Source organism: Halomonas sp., assembly GCF_034520545.1.
Taxonomy (GTDB): Bacteria; Pseudomonadota; Gammaproteobacteria; order Pseudomonadales; family Halomonadaceae; genus Halomonas.
The window spans coordinates 170,808-187,232 of the sequence record NZ_JAXHNN010000003.1 but is presented as its reverse complement, the minus strand read 5'-3'; the positions used below and the strand labels follow the sequence as shown (position 1 = coordinate 187,232).

The 16,425-nt window shown below is 64.8% G+C and carries 11 protein-coding genes and 2 pseudogenes; 2 read left to right on the top strand and 11 right to left on the bottom strand.

The window, feature by feature from the left end; all coding sequences use genetic code 11:
- Positions 1-39: 39 nt before the first annotated feature.
- The 3 genes and pseudogenes from ahpF to U5L98_RS02860 all read right to left on the bottom strand — a co-directional run bounded on the left by ahpF (position 40) and on the right by U5L98_RS02860 (position 2,867).
- Positions 40-1,603: pseudogene (ahpF, locus tag U5L98_RS18650) on the bottom strand (alkyl hydroperoxide reductase subunit F).
- Positions 1,604-1,774: 171 nt separating this feature from the next.
- Entirely contained in the window at positions 1,775-2,338 is a 564-nt protein-coding gene (ahpC, locus tag U5L98_RS02865) for an alkyl hydroperoxide reductase subunit C (protein ID WP_322556836.1), read from the bottom strand.
- Positions 2,339-2,474: 136 nt separating this feature from the next.
- Positions 2,475-2,867 (bottom strand): ribonucleotide reductase subunit alpha, encoded by a 393-nt coding sequence (locus U5L98_RS02860; protein WP_322556835.1) that lies wholly within the window; start codon positions 2,865-2,867, stop codon positions 2,475-2,477.
- A 111-nt stretch (positions 2,868-2,978) separates the two neighbouring features.
- On the opposite strand from U5L98_RS02860, the gene U5L98_RS02855 reads away from it, so the two are divergent.
- Complete coding sequence (locus U5L98_RS02855; protein WP_322556834.1) at positions 2,979-3,617, top strand: biliverdin-producing heme oxygenase; 639 nt, start codon at positions 2,979-2,981, stop codon at positions 3,615-3,617.
- A 13-nt stretch (positions 3,618-3,630) separates the two neighbouring features.
- Here U5L98_RS02855 and U5L98_RS02850 read toward each other — a convergent pair whose 3' ends face one another.
- From U5L98_RS02850 to U5L98_RS02825, 6 genes and pseudogenes are all read right to left on the bottom strand, one after another.
- The gene (locus U5L98_RS02850) at positions 3,631-4,281 is read right to left on the bottom strand and encodes a sarcosine oxidase subunit gamma (RefSeq protein WP_322556833.1); all 651 of its coding nucleotides are present in this window, start codon (positions 4,279-4,281) and stop codon (positions 3,631-3,633) included.
- Positions 4,274-7,320: pseudogene (locus U5L98_RS02845) on the bottom strand (sarcosine oxidase subunit alpha family protein). The gene U5L98_RS02850 and the pseudogene U5L98_RS02845 overlap by 8 nt, the downstream one beginning before the upstream one ends.
- The gene (locus U5L98_RS02840; protein WP_322556832.1) at positions 7,317-7,673 is read right to left on the bottom strand and encodes a sarcosine oxidase subunit delta; all 357 of its coding nucleotides are present in this window, start codon (positions 7,671-7,673) and stop codon (positions 7,317-7,319) included. The pseudogene U5L98_RS02845 and the gene U5L98_RS02840 overlap by 4 nt, the downstream one beginning before the upstream one ends.
- 165 nt (positions 7,674-7,838) lie before the next feature.
- Positions 7,839-9,089 carry a sarcosine oxidase subunit beta family protein gene (locus U5L98_RS02835; RefSeq protein ID WP_322556831.1) on the bottom strand — a complete coding sequence of 417 codons (1,251 nt, stop codon included), beginning with the start codon at positions 9,087-9,089 and terminating at the stop codon, positions 7,839-7,841.
- Between the two features lie 47 nt (positions 9,090-9,136).
- Positions 9,137-10,438, bottom strand: a complete 1,302-nt coding sequence (glyA, locus tag U5L98_RS02830) for a serine hydroxymethyltransferase (protein ID WP_322556830.1) — start codon at positions 10,436-10,438, stop codon at positions 9,137-9,139.
- A gap of 149 nt (positions 10,439-10,587) precedes the next feature.
- A complete protein-coding gene (locus U5L98_RS02825) occupies positions 10,588-11,694 on the bottom strand; it encodes a hybrid-cluster NAD(P)-dependent oxidoreductase (protein WP_322556829.1) in 1,107 nt (368 codons plus the stop codon).
- Between the two features lie 329 nt (positions 11,695-12,023).
- Here U5L98_RS02825 and U5L98_RS02820 point away from each other — a divergent pair, with 329 nt between their 5' ends.
- Positions 12,024-13,310 (top strand): aromatic ring-hydroxylating dioxygenase subunit alpha, encoded by a 1,287-nt coding sequence (locus tag U5L98_RS02820; RefSeq protein ID WP_322556828.1) that lies wholly within the window; start codon positions 12,024-12,026, stop codon positions 13,308-13,310.
- 57 nt (positions 13,311-13,367) lie between these two features.
- On the opposite strand, the gene U5L98_RS02815 is transcribed toward U5L98_RS02820, so the two are convergent.
- Both U5L98_RS02815 and U5L98_RS02810 read right to left on the bottom strand, forming a co-directional pair.
- Positions 13,368-15,401, bottom strand: a complete 2,034-nt coding sequence (locus U5L98_RS02815) for an ASKHA domain-containing protein (RefSeq protein ID WP_322556827.1) — start codon at positions 15,399-15,401, stop codon at positions 13,368-13,370.
- 97 nt (positions 15,402-15,498) lie between these two features.
- Complete coding sequence (locus U5L98_RS02810) at positions 15,499-16,413, bottom strand: dihydropteroate synthase (RefSeq protein WP_322556826.1); 915 nt, start codon at positions 16,411-16,413, stop codon at positions 15,499-15,501.
- Positions 16,414-16,425: the final 12 nt, after the last annotated feature.

Genomic DNA, 16,425 nt, shown 5'->3' with positions numbered 1-16,425 from the left:
GGAGAACCTGCGGGCGTCGGCGACGCACGGAGCACAGTATCAGTGGCGAATGATGTAATCGAAGGCACCTAGGGCGGCCTTGGAGCCCTCGCCCATGGCGATGACGATCTGCTTGTAGGGCACGGTGGTCACATCGCCGGCGGCGAAGATGCCCGGCACGCTGGTCATGCCGTGGGCGTCGACCACGATCTCGCCACGCTCGGAGAGCTCGATAGGCGAGTCCTGCAGCCACTCGGTGTTGGGCACCAGGCCGATCTGCACGAACACGCCCTCCAGCTCGACCTTGCGGATCTCGCCGCTGGCACGCTCTTCAAAGGTGAGCGCATTGACGCGCCTGCCGTCGCCGTTCACCTCGGTGGTACGGGCACCGAGGATGATCTCCACGTTGGGCAGGCTGCGCAGCTTCTTCTGCAGCACTGCGTCGGCGCGCATCTCGTCCATGAACTCGATCAGGGTGACGTGGCCGACGATGCCAGCCAGGTCGATGGCCGCCTCGACGCCGGAGTTGCCGCCGCCGATCACCGCCACGCGCTTGCCCTTGAACAGCGGGCCGTCGCAATGAGGGCAGTAGGCCACGCCCCTGTTACGGTACTCGGCCTCGCCGGGCACGCCCATCTCGCGCCAGCGGGCGCCGGTAGCCAGCACCAGGGTCTTGCTCCTGCAGGCGTGGCGCCGTTCGCGAACTCCACCTCGTGCAGGCCGCCCGTTGCCTGGCCGGGCAGCAGCGTGACGGCGCGCTGCAGGTTCATGATGTCGACCTCGTACTCCTTGACGTGCTCCTCCAGCGCCGCGGCAAGCTTGGGACCCTCGGTGTGGGGCACGGAGATGAGGTTCTCGATACCCATGGTATCGAGCACCTGGCCACCGAAGCGCTCGGCGGCCACGCCGGTACGAATGCCCTTGCGTGCGGCATAGACCGCTGCCGCCGCACCGGCCGGGCCGCCACCGATCATCAGGGTATCGAAGGCTGGCTTCTCGCCGAGCTTGGCGGCCTCGCGCTCCGCGGCACCGGTATCCACCTTGGCGAGTATCTGCTCGAGGCTCATGCGCCCCTGGTCAAACGGCTCGCCGTTGAGGTAGACGCTGGGCACCGACATTATCTCGCGCTCTTCAACCTCGTCCTTGAACAGCGCGCCGTCGATGGCCACGTGATGGACGCCCGGGTTGAAGATAGCCATCAGGTTCAGCGCCTGGACCACGTCCGGACAGTTCTGGCAGGAGAGCGAGAAGTAGGTCTCGAAGCGCAGCTCGCCCTCGAGGCCCTTGATCTGCTCAATGGTCGCTTCGGAGGCCTTGGGCGGATGGCCGCCCACCTGCAGCAGCGCCAGCACCAGGGAGGTGAACTCGTGGCCCATGGGCAGGCCGGCGAAGTACAGCGCCGGTTTCCTGCTCGGCGCGTTGCAGCGCGAAGGACGGGCGTGCGCGGATCGTCGGCCGTCAGCTCGCAGAGCGTGATCTTGTCGGTCAGGCCGACGATATCGGTCAGCAGACCGTGCAGTTCCTTCGACTTGGCGCCGTCATCGAGGGACGCGACGATCTCGAAGGGCTGGGTGACCTTTCCCAGATAGGCTTTGAGCTGGCTTTTCAGATTGTCGTCGAGCATGATGGCTTCCTTCCTCGTGAGTTCAGGGTTGCAGTGCGTACAGGCACGAGATTCCAGCGCAGGAAATGCCCGGACGGTGATCGCCCGGGCATTCGGGCATCATCTTCAGGAGGCGGTCCGCGGGCGGCGGACTTGCGAGGCGGGACAGCCTTGCCGGCAGGGGCGGATCGCTTAGATCTTGCCGACCAGGTCCAGCGAGGGAGAGAGGGTCTCTTCGCCTTCTTCCCACTTGGCCGGGCAGACTTCGTTCGGGTTGGCGCGCACGTACTGAGCGGCCTTGACCTTGCGCAGCAGTTCCTCGGCATTGCGACCGATATTGCCGGCGTTCAGCTCGATGAGCTGGATCTTGCCGTCGGGATCGACCACGAAGGTACCACGCTCGGCGACGCCATCTTCCTCGATCAGCACCTCGAAGTTACGCGAGATGGTGTGAGTCGGGTCAGCCAGCATCGGATACTGCAGCTTGTTGATGGTCTCGGAGCTGTCGTGCCAGGCCTTGTGGGTGAAGTGGGTGTCGGTGGAGACGCTATAGATCTCGACGCCCAGCTTCTTGAATGCGTCGTAGTTGTCGGCCAGGTCACCCAGCTCGGTGGGGCAGACGAAGGTGAAGTCGGCCGGATAGAAGAAGAAGATGTTCCACTGCCCTTTCAGACTCTCCTCGGAGACGTCGATGAACTCGCCATTGTAATAGGCAGTGGCCTTGAACGGCTTGACTTCAGTGTTCAGCAGCGACATTCGGTAATGCTCCTTTCGACTTTCGTTTAATGGGTGAGAGCGATACGGAGCGCATAGTAGCCCGTATCGCCCGATAGCGTAAATTGAGTGGCGCCATGAACTTGATAATTCAAGGCTATGATCGATGACGGCGGCGTCAGCCGAAGCTCACCGTCTCACCCTGGCGGTCGAAGGCCAGGAACTGTGCGATGTTGCCCATCTTCAGCGATTCCACCATGCGGTTGAGATGCTGTTCGGCCTGCGCCTCGGCGTCCGAACCGGCCAGGGCAGCCACGAAGACGATATCCCAGTCGGCCCCCGCATCCCGGGATTCCGCCACCAGCGCGGCCATGTCGGACAGCGCCTCGGGGGCCTTGTCGACGCAGACGACCGGGGTCAGCACGCCGCCCTCGCCCTGCTCGAAGCGACGCCGCTGCTCCTCGCTTGGATGGTCCGGCAGTTCGGCGCGGGTGAAAACGAACAGCAGGCGCTGCGGCTCTGGCTGAGAACGTGCTTCGTCCAGCAGATCAGAAAAACAGGAAATGGCCATGGGTACTCCTCCGGATCGGGATGGTATCGTGGCGGCAGCGTAACGGGCCGGCCCCGCTTCGGAAAGGGGAACTGGCGGCCCATACGACCCAGGTCACGTTCCGGAGCGCCAATGAACATTCCCGCCCCACCGCTGGCCCGTCAGCTACGCGATGCCACCCGCAACGCTCACAGCGACCTGGACCATCACCCGGCCCTGCAGTGCCTGCTCGATGCCGCCTTGACCCGGGAAGCGTACGCTGCCTCGCTGCTGGCCCTGTATCCCGCTCATGCGGATCTGGAGAGCCGGGTCTGCCGGGGGATCACACGGCTCGGCCTGAGCATCCAGGTGCCACGGCGGCTGCCGTACCTCGCGGAGGACCTCGCCATACTCGGCCTGACACCGGACACGGGTTACTCCCACGTCGAGAATCTCCCCGGCTCTCCCGCCAGCCTGGCGGGCCAGCTCTATGTACTGCAGGGCTCGCGCCTGGGAGGGCAGGTGATTGCCGAGCGGCTGCGCCGCACCCTGGGCCCCGATGTGCCCCACGCCTTCTTCTCCTTCGACATGGCCCCCGGTGAGTGGCCGCGGCGCTTGGCCGAACTCGAGGCGCTCTGCCCGCCCGAGGACAGAGACGCCGCCGTGACGGGCGCCCGCGAGGCATTCGCCCGTTTCCGCCGCTACCTGGACGACACTCCGATTCATGGGGCTCATGGGTTGTCTCCTGACGAAGCAGGCCGGGGCGAGCCCCGGCCTGGAAACACACGGTAAGATAAGGCCAGAATCAGCGCTTGACGCTGATGCCGTACTCCTCACCGGCATCGAGCAACCAGCGATAGGTGTAATCCGCGAAGCTGCGCCGTACTACCAGCTCCCAGCGGGCATCAGAGGGGCGACGCAGGATCACCGTGGTCTTGGCAAAGACGGTGGTGACACCCTTGCCGACCGGGAAGTGGCTGGGATGAACATCGTAGATCACAGACTTCATCAGCAGCTCCCGGGCAGCCTCGCCTTCCAGCTCGATCAGCGTCTGGCCGCCACTGACGTTGCTGATGGCGAAGTGGGCGCCGGCCAGGGCCTCACGCAACCGGTTTTCCAGCGCGAACTCCTCGCCGCCGGGCACGATCACCAGCCACTCGTCGGGTGAGAGCCACTGAATCGAACGCTCACCCTCCGCGTCATGGACCAGGCCCTGGGGCTCGCCGGGCAACGAGACGCCGAGCACCTCGCGGACCGCCTCGTCGAGCACGATGGCACCGCCGCGCAGGATCAGGTGGCCGAGAAAAGGCCGCTCGCGCAGCGTCGCTCGGCTCTTGACGGCGGGCGCCGGCGCTCCCGAACGGCGGTAGGCGTAGACCAACGGCGACTCCAGGGGGATCTTGGCCTCGGTGCGGGTATCGAAGATCCTGACCGTTTCGACGGCAGTGTTAGACATTCTGGCGCTCTCCCTTGGGATCGATGAAGATCGTGCTGACGATTTCGGCCTCGTGGGTCTGGCCGTCAGCCATGGGCAGGTAGACGGTCTCGCCCATCTTCTGCTGGCCGCCCTTGACCACCGCCAGGGCAAAGCCTGAGTCCAGAGTCGGGCTGTAGTAGCTCGAGGTCACGTGACCGACCATCGGCATGGGAATCGCATGTTTTGGATCGAGGACGATCTGGGCGCCCTCCTCCAGCACCACCCTGGGGTCCTTGGGCTTGAGCCCCACCAGCTGCTTGCGGTCGCTGCGCGCGGTATCCTGACGCGTCAGCGCGCGCTGGCCGATCCAGGAGAACGGCTTGTCGTACCCCACGCACCACTTCATGCCGAGATCCTCCGGGGTCACCGAGCCGTCGGTCTCCTGGCCGGCAATGATAAAGCCCTTCTCGGCACGCAACACATGCATGGTCTCGGTGCCATAGGGCGTCAGGTCATATTTCTCGCCATGGGCGAACAGCGTCTCCCAGACGTGCTGGGCATAGTTGGCCTGGACATTGATCTCGTAGGCGAGCTCGCCGGTGAAGGAGATGCGGAACACCCGGGCCGGGACGTCGGCCACCTTGCCTTCCCGCCAATCCATGAACTGGAACGCCTCGCGGTCCAGGTCGATGTCGGTGAGCTCGGCCAGCAGCTTGCGTGCCTCCGGCCCGGTGACGGTCATGGTCGCCCAGTGATCGGTCACCGACGTGAAATAGACCTGCAGCTCCGGCCACTCGGTCTGATGCCATAGCTCCAGCCACTCCAGCACGCCGGCCGCGCCGCCGGTGGTCGTGGTCATCAGGAAGTGGTTCTCTCCCAGGCAGCTGGTGGTGCCATCATCGAACACCATGCCGTCGTCCTTGCACATCAGCCCGTAGCGCACGCGGCCGGGCGCCAGCTTGGCCCACTTGTTGGTATAGACGCGCCCCAGGAACTCACGGGCGTCGGGGCCCTGAATGTCGATCTTGCCCAGCGTCGAGGCATCGAGAATACCCACCCCCTCGCGCACGGCGCGGCACTCCCTGGCCACCGCGTCGTGCCATCGTCTCGCGTCTCGCCGTTGACGCTCGCGCGTCGTGGAAAGTACCAGGGCCGCTTCCACTGGCCCACGTCCTCGAATTCGGCGCCATGCTCCACGTGCCACTGGTGCATCGCGGTATAGCGCTCGGGATCGAACAGCTCCCGGCAGTGGCGACCGACGATGGCGCCGAAGGTCACCGGCGTGTAGTTGGGACGGAACACCGTGGTGCCCACCTCGGGAATCGACTTGTCCAGGCAGCGCGCGGCAATGGCCATGCCGTTGATGTTGCCGAGCTTGCCCTGGTCGGTGCCGAAGCCCATGGCGGTGTAGCGCTTGACGTGCTCGATGGATTCGAAGCCTTCGCGGGTCGCCAGTTCGATGCCCGCCGCGGTGACGTCGTTCTGCAGGTCGACAAACTGCTTGGGGGCGCGCAGCGTCGGCTTCTCGTGGGGTACCTGGTAGAGCGCGCAGGCCGCACCATCGCGACGTACCGCGACCTTCGGCAGACTCACCGAGACAGCCCCGAATCCGACCTCGCCGGCCGCCTGACGGCCCGCTGTCTCGCCGTCCGCCAGCACCTTGGCGGTGGCGAAGACGCCCTTGGCACCGCCGGCCGCGCTCACGCCCTTCACCAGGGTCGGGACAAAGGCAAGCAAGTCGTCGCGCCAGGTCGGCCGTGCGCCGGTGTGCGACGCCAGGTGGATGACCGGGCTATAGCCCCCGGAACTGGCGAGCGTGTCGCACTCGAGGGTCTCAGCCTTGCCGATCACCCGAAAACCGTCCAGGTCGACCTTCGCCACCCGCGCGCCGCTGACGCGCGTCTCGCCCTTGGCCTCGATCACGGCACTGCCGGTGATGATGCGAATCCCCTGGGCACGAGCCTGCTCGACCAGTTCGCCATCCGGGTTGGCACGGGCGTCGGCGATGGCCACCACCTCACGGCCGCTTTCCAGCCAGTCCAGGGCGGCACGGTAGGCGTGATCATTGCTGGTGGAGAGCACCAGGCGACGTCCAGGAACAACCCCGTAGCGACGGATATAGGTCGACACGGCGCCGGCGACCATATTGCCCGGCACGTCATTGTTGGCGTAGACCAGCGGCCGCTCATGGGTCCCGGTCGCCAGCACCACGCGGCCGGCCCGCACGCGATGCATGCGCGAGCGTACCTGTCGACGACCGTTGAGCAGAGGTGCCGTCTCGCCGAGATGCTCGGTGCGACGCTCGTGAAGCGTCACGAAGTGGTGGTCATGGTAGCCGTTGGCCGTGGTACGTGGCAGCAGCGTCACGTTGTCCATGCCGGCCAGCGTTTTCAGGCTCTGGGCGACCCATTGATTCGCCGGCTTGCCATCGAGACGCTCACGGGCATCCAGCAGCGAGCCGCCCATCTCCTCCTGTTCATCGACGAGAATCACCCGGGCACCGCTATGCGCGGCGGCCAGCGCGGCAGCGAGCCCCGCCGGCCCGGCGCCGATCACCAGCACATCACAGTGCTGATGCAGATGGTCATAGATGTCCGGATCGTTCTCCATGGGGCTGCACCCCAGGCCCGCGCTCTTGCGGATGTACTTCTCGTAGGTCATCCACAGCGAGGCCGGGGCCATGAACGTCTTGTAGTAGAACCCGGGCGGCATGAACTTGCCGCCCAGCTTGCCGACCAGGCTCATCATGTCGCGCTGGACGTTCGGCCAGCCGTTGGTGCTGCGCGCCTCCAGACCTTCGAACAGCGCCTGCTGGGTGGCCCGCACATTGGGTACCTGCCCGGATTCAGTGCTGCCGAGCTGGACCACGGCATTGGGCTCCTCGGCACCGGCGGCCACGATGCCCCGCGGCCGGGAGTACTTGAAGCTGCGATTGACGATATCCAAACCATTGGCCAGCAGCGCAGAAGCCAGGGTGTCGCCGGCATGGCCCTGGTAGCGCTTGCCGTTGAAGGTGAAGTTCAACTTGCGAGAACGCTCGATGCGTCCGCCCTGGCCGAGTCGATTGGGTTGGCTCATGCGTGGACTCCTGCCTGTTGCGCGTCCTGTGCCCGGCGCGTCGCCGACTCGGCGCTGCCGCCCTGGGGATGTTCAGCAGTGAACGACGGCTGCTCGCCCATCTTGTAGGTCTCGAGGATCTCGTAACTCACGGTATGACGCGTGATGTTGAAGAACTTGCGGCAACCCACGGCGTGTACCCACAGCTCGTGATGGATACCGCGGGGGTTGTCGCGGAAGAACAGGTAATCGCCCCACTCCTCATCGGTGCAGGCCGTGGGGTCCGCGGGACGCGCGATATGCGCCTGGCCCTTGGGGTGGAATTCCTCCTCTTCCCGGAGCTCGCCGCAATAGGGACAGTAGATATGGAACATTGATTATTCCCCCCGTAATCGGGATAGAAGCTGAGAGCTTCTGCGTCAGCGAGCCGCGTGAGGGCAAGGCGTTCGACGAGAGAGGAGCCGCAGTGTACGGGGTAGGTACATGAGGACTCCGATGAGTCGAACAACGCTGCCATCGCGTGGCGCAGCTCGCAGAAATTAGTGGGCCACGCCGGCGGCACCGTGCTCATCGACTAAGGCACCGGTGTGGAAACGGTCGATGGAGAACGGCGCGGCAATCGAGTGCATCTCGCCCTTGGCAAGACTGGCAGCGAAGACATGCCCCGACCCCGGGGTGGCCTTGAAGCCGCCGGTACCCCAGCCGCAGTTGAAATACAGTCCCTTGACCCGGGTCTTGGAAAGAATCGGGCAAGCATCCGGGCAGGTATCGACGATCCCGCCCCACTGGCGGTTCATGCGCACCCGCGAGAAGATCGGGAACATCTCGACGATGGCCTGCAGGGTATGCTCCACGGTGGGGTAGCTGCCCCGTTGACCGTAGCCGTTGTAGCCGTCGATGCCCGCGCCGATGACCAGGTCACCCTTGTCCGACTGGCTGATGTAGCCGTGCACGTGGTTGGACATCACCACGGTATCGAGTACCGGCTTGAGCGGCTCGGACACCAGCGCCTGCAGCGGATGCGATTCCAGCGGCAGCTTGATGCCGGCCATCCCGGCCATCACGCCGGAGTTGCCTGCCGTCACGCAGCCCACGGTCTTGGCCTCGATGTCACCCCGGTTGGTGTGCACCCCGAAGATCTGGCCGTCGCGGATCTTGAAACCGGTGACCTCGGTCTGCTGGAGGATGTCGACCCCATGGGCATCGGCCGCCCGAGCGAACCCCCAGGCCACGGCATCGTGACGCGCCACCCCGGCGCGCGGCTGCCAGGACGCCCCGAGCACCGGGTAGCGAGCGTTCTTCGAGCAGTCCATGATCGGCACCAGCGCCTGGACGCCTTTGGCATCGAGCACCTCGCCGTCGATGCCGTTGAGGCGGTTGGCATTGACCCGGCGCTGGATATCCCGCATGTCCTGCAGGGTATGGCCCAGGTTCAGCACGCCGCGCTGGGAAAACATGACGTTGTAGTTGAGATCCTGGGAGAGACCCTCCCACAGCTTCATCGAGTGCTCGTAGAGCGCGGCTGCCTCGTCCCAGAGATAGTTGGAACGCACGATGGTGGTGTTGCGCGCGGTATTGCCGCCGCCCAGCCAGCCTTTCTCGATCACCGCCACATTCTTGACGCCGAACTCCTTGGCCAGATAGTAAGCGGTGGCCAGGCCGTGGCCGCCGCCGCCGACGATGATCACGTCGTACTGCTTCTTGGGCGTGGGATTGCGCCACTGACGCTGCCAGTTCTCGTGGTGGCTCAGCGCGTGCTTGACCAGACCGAAGCCTGAATAACGTTGCATAGGGGTCTCCTCAGCTCAGCTTCGCCGGGCCATGCCCGGCGGCCGGTTCAAGCGATGGTTTCGGCGGACGGCTCGGCGGCGGTGGCCGATGCATAGACCGGATGCCGGGCACAGACCTCGGCGACCTTGGCCTGTACCTCGGCTTCCACGGCGGCGGTGTCGCGACCGGCTGCCAGAACATCCAGGATGTCGCAGATCCAGCCTGCCAGTGCCTCACAGTCCGCTTCATCGAAGCCACGGGTGGTGACCGCCGGCGTGCCGATGCGCAGGCCGGAAGTCACGAAGGGACTCTGGGGATCGTTGGGCACGGCATTCTTGTTGACGGTGATGTGGGCCCGACCCAGCGCCGCGTCGGCGTCCTTCCCGGTCACCCCCTGGCGAATCAGCGACACCAGAAAGAGATGGTCATCGGTGCCACCGGAGACCACGTCGAAGTCCCGCTCGACGAAGACCTTCGCCATACGCCGGGCGTTGTCGATCACCCGCTGCTGATAGCGCACGAAGTCCTGACTCATGGCCTCGCGAAACGCCACTGCCTTGGCGGCGATGACGTGCATGAGCGGGCCACCCTGCTGGCCCGGAAAGACCGCACCGTTGAGCTTCTTGTAGAGCGCCTCGTCGCCAGCGGCGGAAAGGATCAATCCGCCGCGTGGTCCACGCAGGGTCTTGTGAGTCGTGGTGGTCACCACATGGGCATGGGGCAGCGGGCTCGGATAGTGGCCGGCGGCGACCAGACCGGCGACATGGGCCATGTCCACCAGCAGCCAGGCGCCGACGGCGTCGGCGATATCGCGGAAGCGACGCCAGTTGATGACGCGAGAGTAGGCCGAGAAACCGGCGATGATCATCCTGGGCTGGTGCTCGTGGGCCAGACGCTCGACCTCGGCGTAGTCGATTTCACCGGTCTCCGGGTTCAGCCCGTACTGAACGGCCTTGTAATATTTGCCGGAGAAGTTGGGCTTGGCGCCGTGGGTCAGATGGCCGCCGTGGGCCAGGCTCATGCCCAGCACGGTATCGCCCGGCGAGACCATGGCCATGAAGGCCGCGGCGTTGGCCTGGGCACCGGAATGGGGCTGGACGTTGGCGTAGTCGGCGCCGAACAGGTCACAGGCGCGATCGATGGCCAGCTGCTCGACCACGTCGACGTGCTCGCAGCCGCCATAGTAGCGCTTGCCGGGGTAGCCCTCGGCGTACTTGTTGGTCAGCTGGGTGCCCTGAGCCTCCATGACCTGGGGACTGGCATAGTTCTCCGAGGCAATCAGCTCGATGTGGGCTTCCTGGCGGGCTACCTCGTCGGCGATGGCGGCAGCAATCTGCGGGTCGGTCGTTGTAAGGTTGTTGGTGTTCATGACATCACCCTGATGGTTGGCTTCGATACGTTAAGAGAAAGCGACGCGCGACGTATTCTGGAAACGACGCCGCCGTCATTGCGCGAGACAGGCGCTCGGAATAAGGGTTAAGTGCCGCCACGGGGGCAACCTGACAGGCCGAGGCCCGATCAATACTCCACCACCACATCGCCCAGCGGCTTGCTGCAGCAGGAGAGGATATAACCCTCCGCCACATCCTCATCGGTGATGCCACCGTTGTGCTCCATGTCGACCTGCCCGGCAGCTAGCGGTACCCGACAGGTCCCGCAGATCCCCATGCCGCAGGCCTTGGGAATATGCAGGCCCAGCTTGGCCGCGGCGGTGTGCACCGTGTCGCCCGGCTGGATGCGCACGCTCTTGCCGGACTGGCGGAACTCGACGCTGATCATGTCCGCGACATCGAGCTCCTCGGCCTCCGCCTCGGCCTGTTCGACGTGCTCGATCACCTCCTCCTGAACCGCCAGTGGCGTGGCGCCGAACGACTCCTCGTGGTAGTGCGCCATGTCGAAGCCCTTGCCCCGGAGCAACGCCTTGATGGCCTCCATGTAGGGTGTGGGACCGCAGCAGAAGATCTCGCGCTCCATGAAGTCCGTCACCATCAATTCGAGCATCGGCAGGCCGAGATAGCCGCGAAAGCCAGCCCAGGCATCGCCCAGCTGGTCGCTGCGCTCGCATACGATATGCAGGCCAAACTCGGGGATCCGCGAGAAGATATGCTCGAGTTCACGGTGGAAGATGATGTCGCGCGGCGTGCGCGCGCTGTGCACGAACTGCAGATCCACGGCCGCATTGGTATCGAAGAACCAGCGGGCCATCGACATCAGCGGCGTGATGCCGACACCGCCGGAGAGCATCAGCACCTTTTCGGCGGGATAGTCGATGACGTTGAAGTTGCCGACCGGCCCATGAACGGCCAGCTCGTCGTTGACCCCCAGGTTGTCGTGCAGCCAGTTGGAGACCAGCCCTCCGGGAATACGCTTGACGGTGATCGAAAAGCTATAGGGGACGGACGGCGAGCTGGAGATGGTGTAGGAGCGCATCACCGGCTGGCCCTCTATCTCCAGCTCCAGCGTCACGAACTGCCCGGGCTTGAAGAAGAACAACACGGGCTGCTCGGCCATGAAGCAGAAAGTGCGGGTATCCCAGGTTTCCTGGATCACCTTGACGCAGCGCACCAGATGGCGGCCGTTGGTCCAGGTCTGGGTCGTGACGGGATTGAGAAAGCTCATTGTCATTATCGTATCGCCCGGGCTGCAGCATGAGGGTATCCGGCTGCGATACTCTCGCTTGCCGTTGTGCGCATTCTGCGCAGGGTGATGTCTCACGACTTGCCTGCCAGCGACACGGACATGCCCATGGCCTCCGGCCCGAGGGTCTCTTATTGGGAGTCGCGTCGTTGCCGCATCACCGGGCGTCGTGGCCAGACAACTGCCACCCGAGCCTCTGATCCACACTCGCCGCCATCCGCCACCTTCATCGCCCGTGAGCGGCCATCCACAAGATCCCTGTTTTCCCCGAACAACCCCGAGGCCGTTCGAGCGGCCCTGCATGAGGACGTATCGCTATGGACCCCCTAACTCCCGCTCGCCTGGATGACCCTCTGGCACCGGCCCGAGAGGCCACCGCCGACATGCTGACCCAGCGCCGTCGGCATTTTTCGTTGCCCCAGCCCTTCTACAACGATGCCCGGTTGTTCGCGCTGGACATGCAGGAGATCTTCGAAAAGGAGTGGTTATTCGCCGGGATGACCTGCGAGATTCCCGCCAAGGGCAACTACATGACCCTGGATGTGGGTGACAACCCGGTGATCATCGTGCGGGGCGATGGTGGCAAGATTCATGCCTTCCACAACGTGTGTCGCCATCGCGGCTCCCGGCTCTGCATCCATGACAAGGGCAAGGTCGCCAAGCTGGTCTGCCCCTATCACCAGTGGACCTATGAGCTGGACGGGCGTCTGCTGTTCGCCGGAAGCGACATGGGCGCCAACTTCGACCTCGCGGCCTACGGACTCAAACCCGTTAACGTGCGAAGTGCCGGCGGCTACATCTTCGTCAGCCTGGCCGAGACGCCGCCGGCCATTGACGACTTCCTCGAGAGTCTCGAGCACTACCTCGCGCCTTACGACATGGACAACGTCAAGGTGGCGGTGGAATCCAGCATCGTCGAGCAGGCCAACTGGAAGCTGGTGATCGAGAACAATCGCGAGTGCTACCACTGCAACGGCGCTCACCCCGAGCTGCTCAACTCGCTGCAGGAGTTCGACGACAGCGAGGACCCGCGCGCCACGTCGGCTTACAAGGCACTGGTGGCGCGCAAGCAGCAGCAGTGGGATGCAATGGGCGTGCCCTGGGCGCTCAAGCGCCTCAGCAAGCGCAACCGTCTGACACGCACGCCGATGCTGGAAGGTACGGTCTCGATGACCGTCGATGGCCGGCCGGCCTGCCGCAAGCTGATGGGGCGCCTCCCCAGTGCCGACGTGGGCGCCTTGCGCATTCTCCATCTGCCCAATTCCTGGAACCACTTCATGGGCGACCACGCGGTGGTGTTCCGCGTGATGCCGCTCGGGCCCCAGCAGACGGTGGTGACCACCAAATGGCTGGTCCACAAGGATGCCGTGGAGGGCGTCGATTACGACGCGACCCATATGCGCCGTGTCTGGGACGCCACCAACGAGCAGGATCGCCGCCTGGCGGAAGAGAACCAGCGCGGGATCAACTCCAGGGGCTACGAGCCCGGCCCCTACTCGGAGACATACGAGTTCGGGGTGATCGACTTTATCGACTGGTACAGCGAGAGCTTGTTGGAGAATCTCGGCCATACCGCCCCGCATCTGAAGGCGGTAGAAGGCTGAGGCAAGCCACCACCGTCACATCGGCCCCGCCATCGCGCGGGGCCCGATCTTGTGCGCTCAGGGAGAAAGGGAAGACGGCGCGCGCCGGCGTCTGGAAGAGCGGCGGGCGAGGCTTTCTGCGGGCACGCCCAAGGGCAGAGAGACGTGCTCGCGCAGCAAAGGGAAGGGATCGGACTTGTGGGGAATCGCCATGGCGCTCACGAAGTGCTCTTGGAAGCGCGGCTCGGTGGCCGTCTCGACCTTCTCGACACGACGTACCACTTCCTCTATCTCGCGGCGTGCCTTGCGGCTGAGCAGGGCAATGCGCGCCCCCGTACCGGCGGCATTGCCGGCTGACGTGACGTAATCCAGATCGCAGTCAGGGATCAGCCCCAGGATCATGGCGTACTTGACGTCGATGTGAGCACCAAAGGCTCCGGCGAGACGAATGCGGTCGACGCGTTCGGTGCCAAGCTGTTCCATCAGCAGGCGGATGCCAGCGTAGAGCGCCGCCTTGGCCAATTGAATGGCGCGGATGTCATTCTGGGTAATGGCCAGGGTACGGCTGTCGTCGCGGTGCAGCACGTAGGAAAAAGTACGCCCGTCTGCCACAACTCGCTCGCTGCGCGAGGACAGGCTGCCCTGCACGACGCCATCCTGGCTGATGATGCCGGCCAGGTACATCTCGGCGATTACCTCGATGATGCCCGAGCCACAGATACCCGTGACCCCATAAGGTGCCACACCCTCATCGAAGCCCGCCTCATCGGACCACTGTTCGCAACCAATCACCTTGTAGCGCGGCTCCAGCGTCAGCGGGTTGATACGTACACGTTCGATGGCGCCGGATGCTGCCCGCTGCCCGCCGCTGATCTGGGCGCCCTCGAAGGCCGGACCGGTGGGACTGGAGCAGGCCAGCAGCCGATGGCGATTACCCAGCACGATCTCGGCGTTGGTGCCCACGTCGACCAGCAGCATCAGCTCCTCGCCCAGGTAGGGCGTCTCGGAAAGGATCATGCCGGCGGTGTCGGCACCCACGTGCCCGGCGATGCACGGCAGACCATAGACCCTGGCATTAGGATGAATGATCAGATCCATCTCGGTGGCCCACAGCCCGTCGATCGCCTCGTCGGTGGCTAGCGCGAAGGGCGCCCCGCCCAGCTCCACCGGATTGATGCCGAACACCAGGCTCTGCATGATCGGGTTGCCGACGAAAGTGGCCTCGAGGATAGCATCCACGTGTACGCCCGCCTCAGCGGCCAACTCCACGGTGAGTTCGTTCAGGGCATCGCGCACCGAGCGCGTCATGGCCAGCTCGCCACCAGGGTTCATCATGATATAGGAGACCCGGCTCATCAGGTCCTCGCCGAAGCGGATCTGCGGGTTCATGCGCCCCGAAGAGGCAACCACCACGCCAGTCTGCAGGTTGCACAGGTGGGCGGCGATGGTCGTAGACCCCACATCCACCGCCATGCCGTAGATCTGCTCCTGGAAACCCGACCACACGCCGATGATGCGCCGGTCGTCGTAGACCGCCACCGTCACGCCCCAGCCGCCCTTTCTCAGCGCCGCCTGCAGTTGCTGGACGACACGGATATCGTTATCCAGCTCAATCAGGTGCCACTCATGCGCCAGAGCATCCTTGAGTCGCCGCAGGTCCGAGGCGGGCACGTGCATGTCCGGCTCCTGCACTTCCACGTAGTAGAGCCGCACGATGGGGTCGAGCTCGATATCGAGCACTTCGGCCCGCTTGCGTATGATCTGGCGGTGCACCTGGCTCGAGGACGGCACGTCGATCACGGCGTCACCCAGCAGCTGGGTTGAGCAACTGAGCCGTCGACCGTCACGCAGTGGACCACGGCGCGTCTCCCATGCCTGCTCGGTGTGGCTCTTGGCGGTGAGGTGATCCGGCCACGACTCGACCCCGTGCTTGGAAAAGCGGCCCTCGCAGAGATCCACCTGGCAGCGGCCGCACAGACCGCGCCCGCCGCACACCGAATCGATATCGACCCCCAAGGCGCGGGCGGCTTCCAGCACCGGGGTGCCCAAAGGAAAGCGCCCACGGCGACCGGAAGGTGTAAAGACGACGAGCGCATCGTCAGCATCGGGCATGGGGACCTCCGTCCGCCGGGGATTCATCATGGGACGACGGCGCCTCCCAGGAGGCGCGTCGGTCATTCGTTGTTAGTGGTCATGCGACAATCCAGCCTCAGGTGACGGCACGCCGGCGGCGGGTCTGGCGCCGGCCGCGTCCCTCGACACCGTCCGCACCCACGGCCGGTGGCTCGCGGAACTTCTGGATCCAGCGCATGCAGTCGGGGTCGTGCCCCATCATCACGTCGGCACCCATGATCGAGGTCATGATCTCGCTGTGCAGCGGGTTGGTAATCGCCGAGGTCATCCCCGAGGCGATGGCCATGCTCATGAAGGCGCCGTTGATGCCGTTGCGGTTAGGCAGGCCAAAGCTGACGTTGGAGGCCCCGCAGGTGGTGTTGACCCTGAGTTCCTTCTGCAGGCGCTGGCACAGGGCAAACACCTGGCGACCCGCCGAGCCCACGGCACCGATCGGCATCACGAGCGGGTCGACCACCACATCGCTGGCGGGAATGCCGTGGTCAGCCGCGCGCTCGACGATCTTCTTGGCGATGGTGAAACGCACGTCCGGGTCCTGGGAGATGCCCGTCTCGTCGTTGCTGATCGCCACCACCGCCGCACCATGCTTCTTGACCAGCGGCAACACCGCCTCGAGGCTCTCGTCCTCGCCGGTGACAGAATTGACCAGCGCCTTGCCCTTGTAGACTGAAAGGCCTGCCTCCAGGGCCTTGACGATCGATGAGTCAATGCACAACGGCACGTCGGTCAGCGACTGCACAAGCTCGATGGTCTGGGCCAGGATGGCCGGCTCATCGGCCAGAGGAATGCCGGCGTTGACGTCCAGCATATGCGCGCCGTGTGCCAGTTGGTCTTCCACGTCCTTGACCACACGGGAGAAGTCGCCGGCGGCCATCTCGGCGGCCAACTGCTTGCGCCCGGTCGGATTGATGCGCTCGCCGATGACCACGAAGGGCCGCTCGAAGCCGAGCACGACTTCCTTCTTGTGCGAGCTGATGACGGTGTCTGTCATGGTACTTCCTCA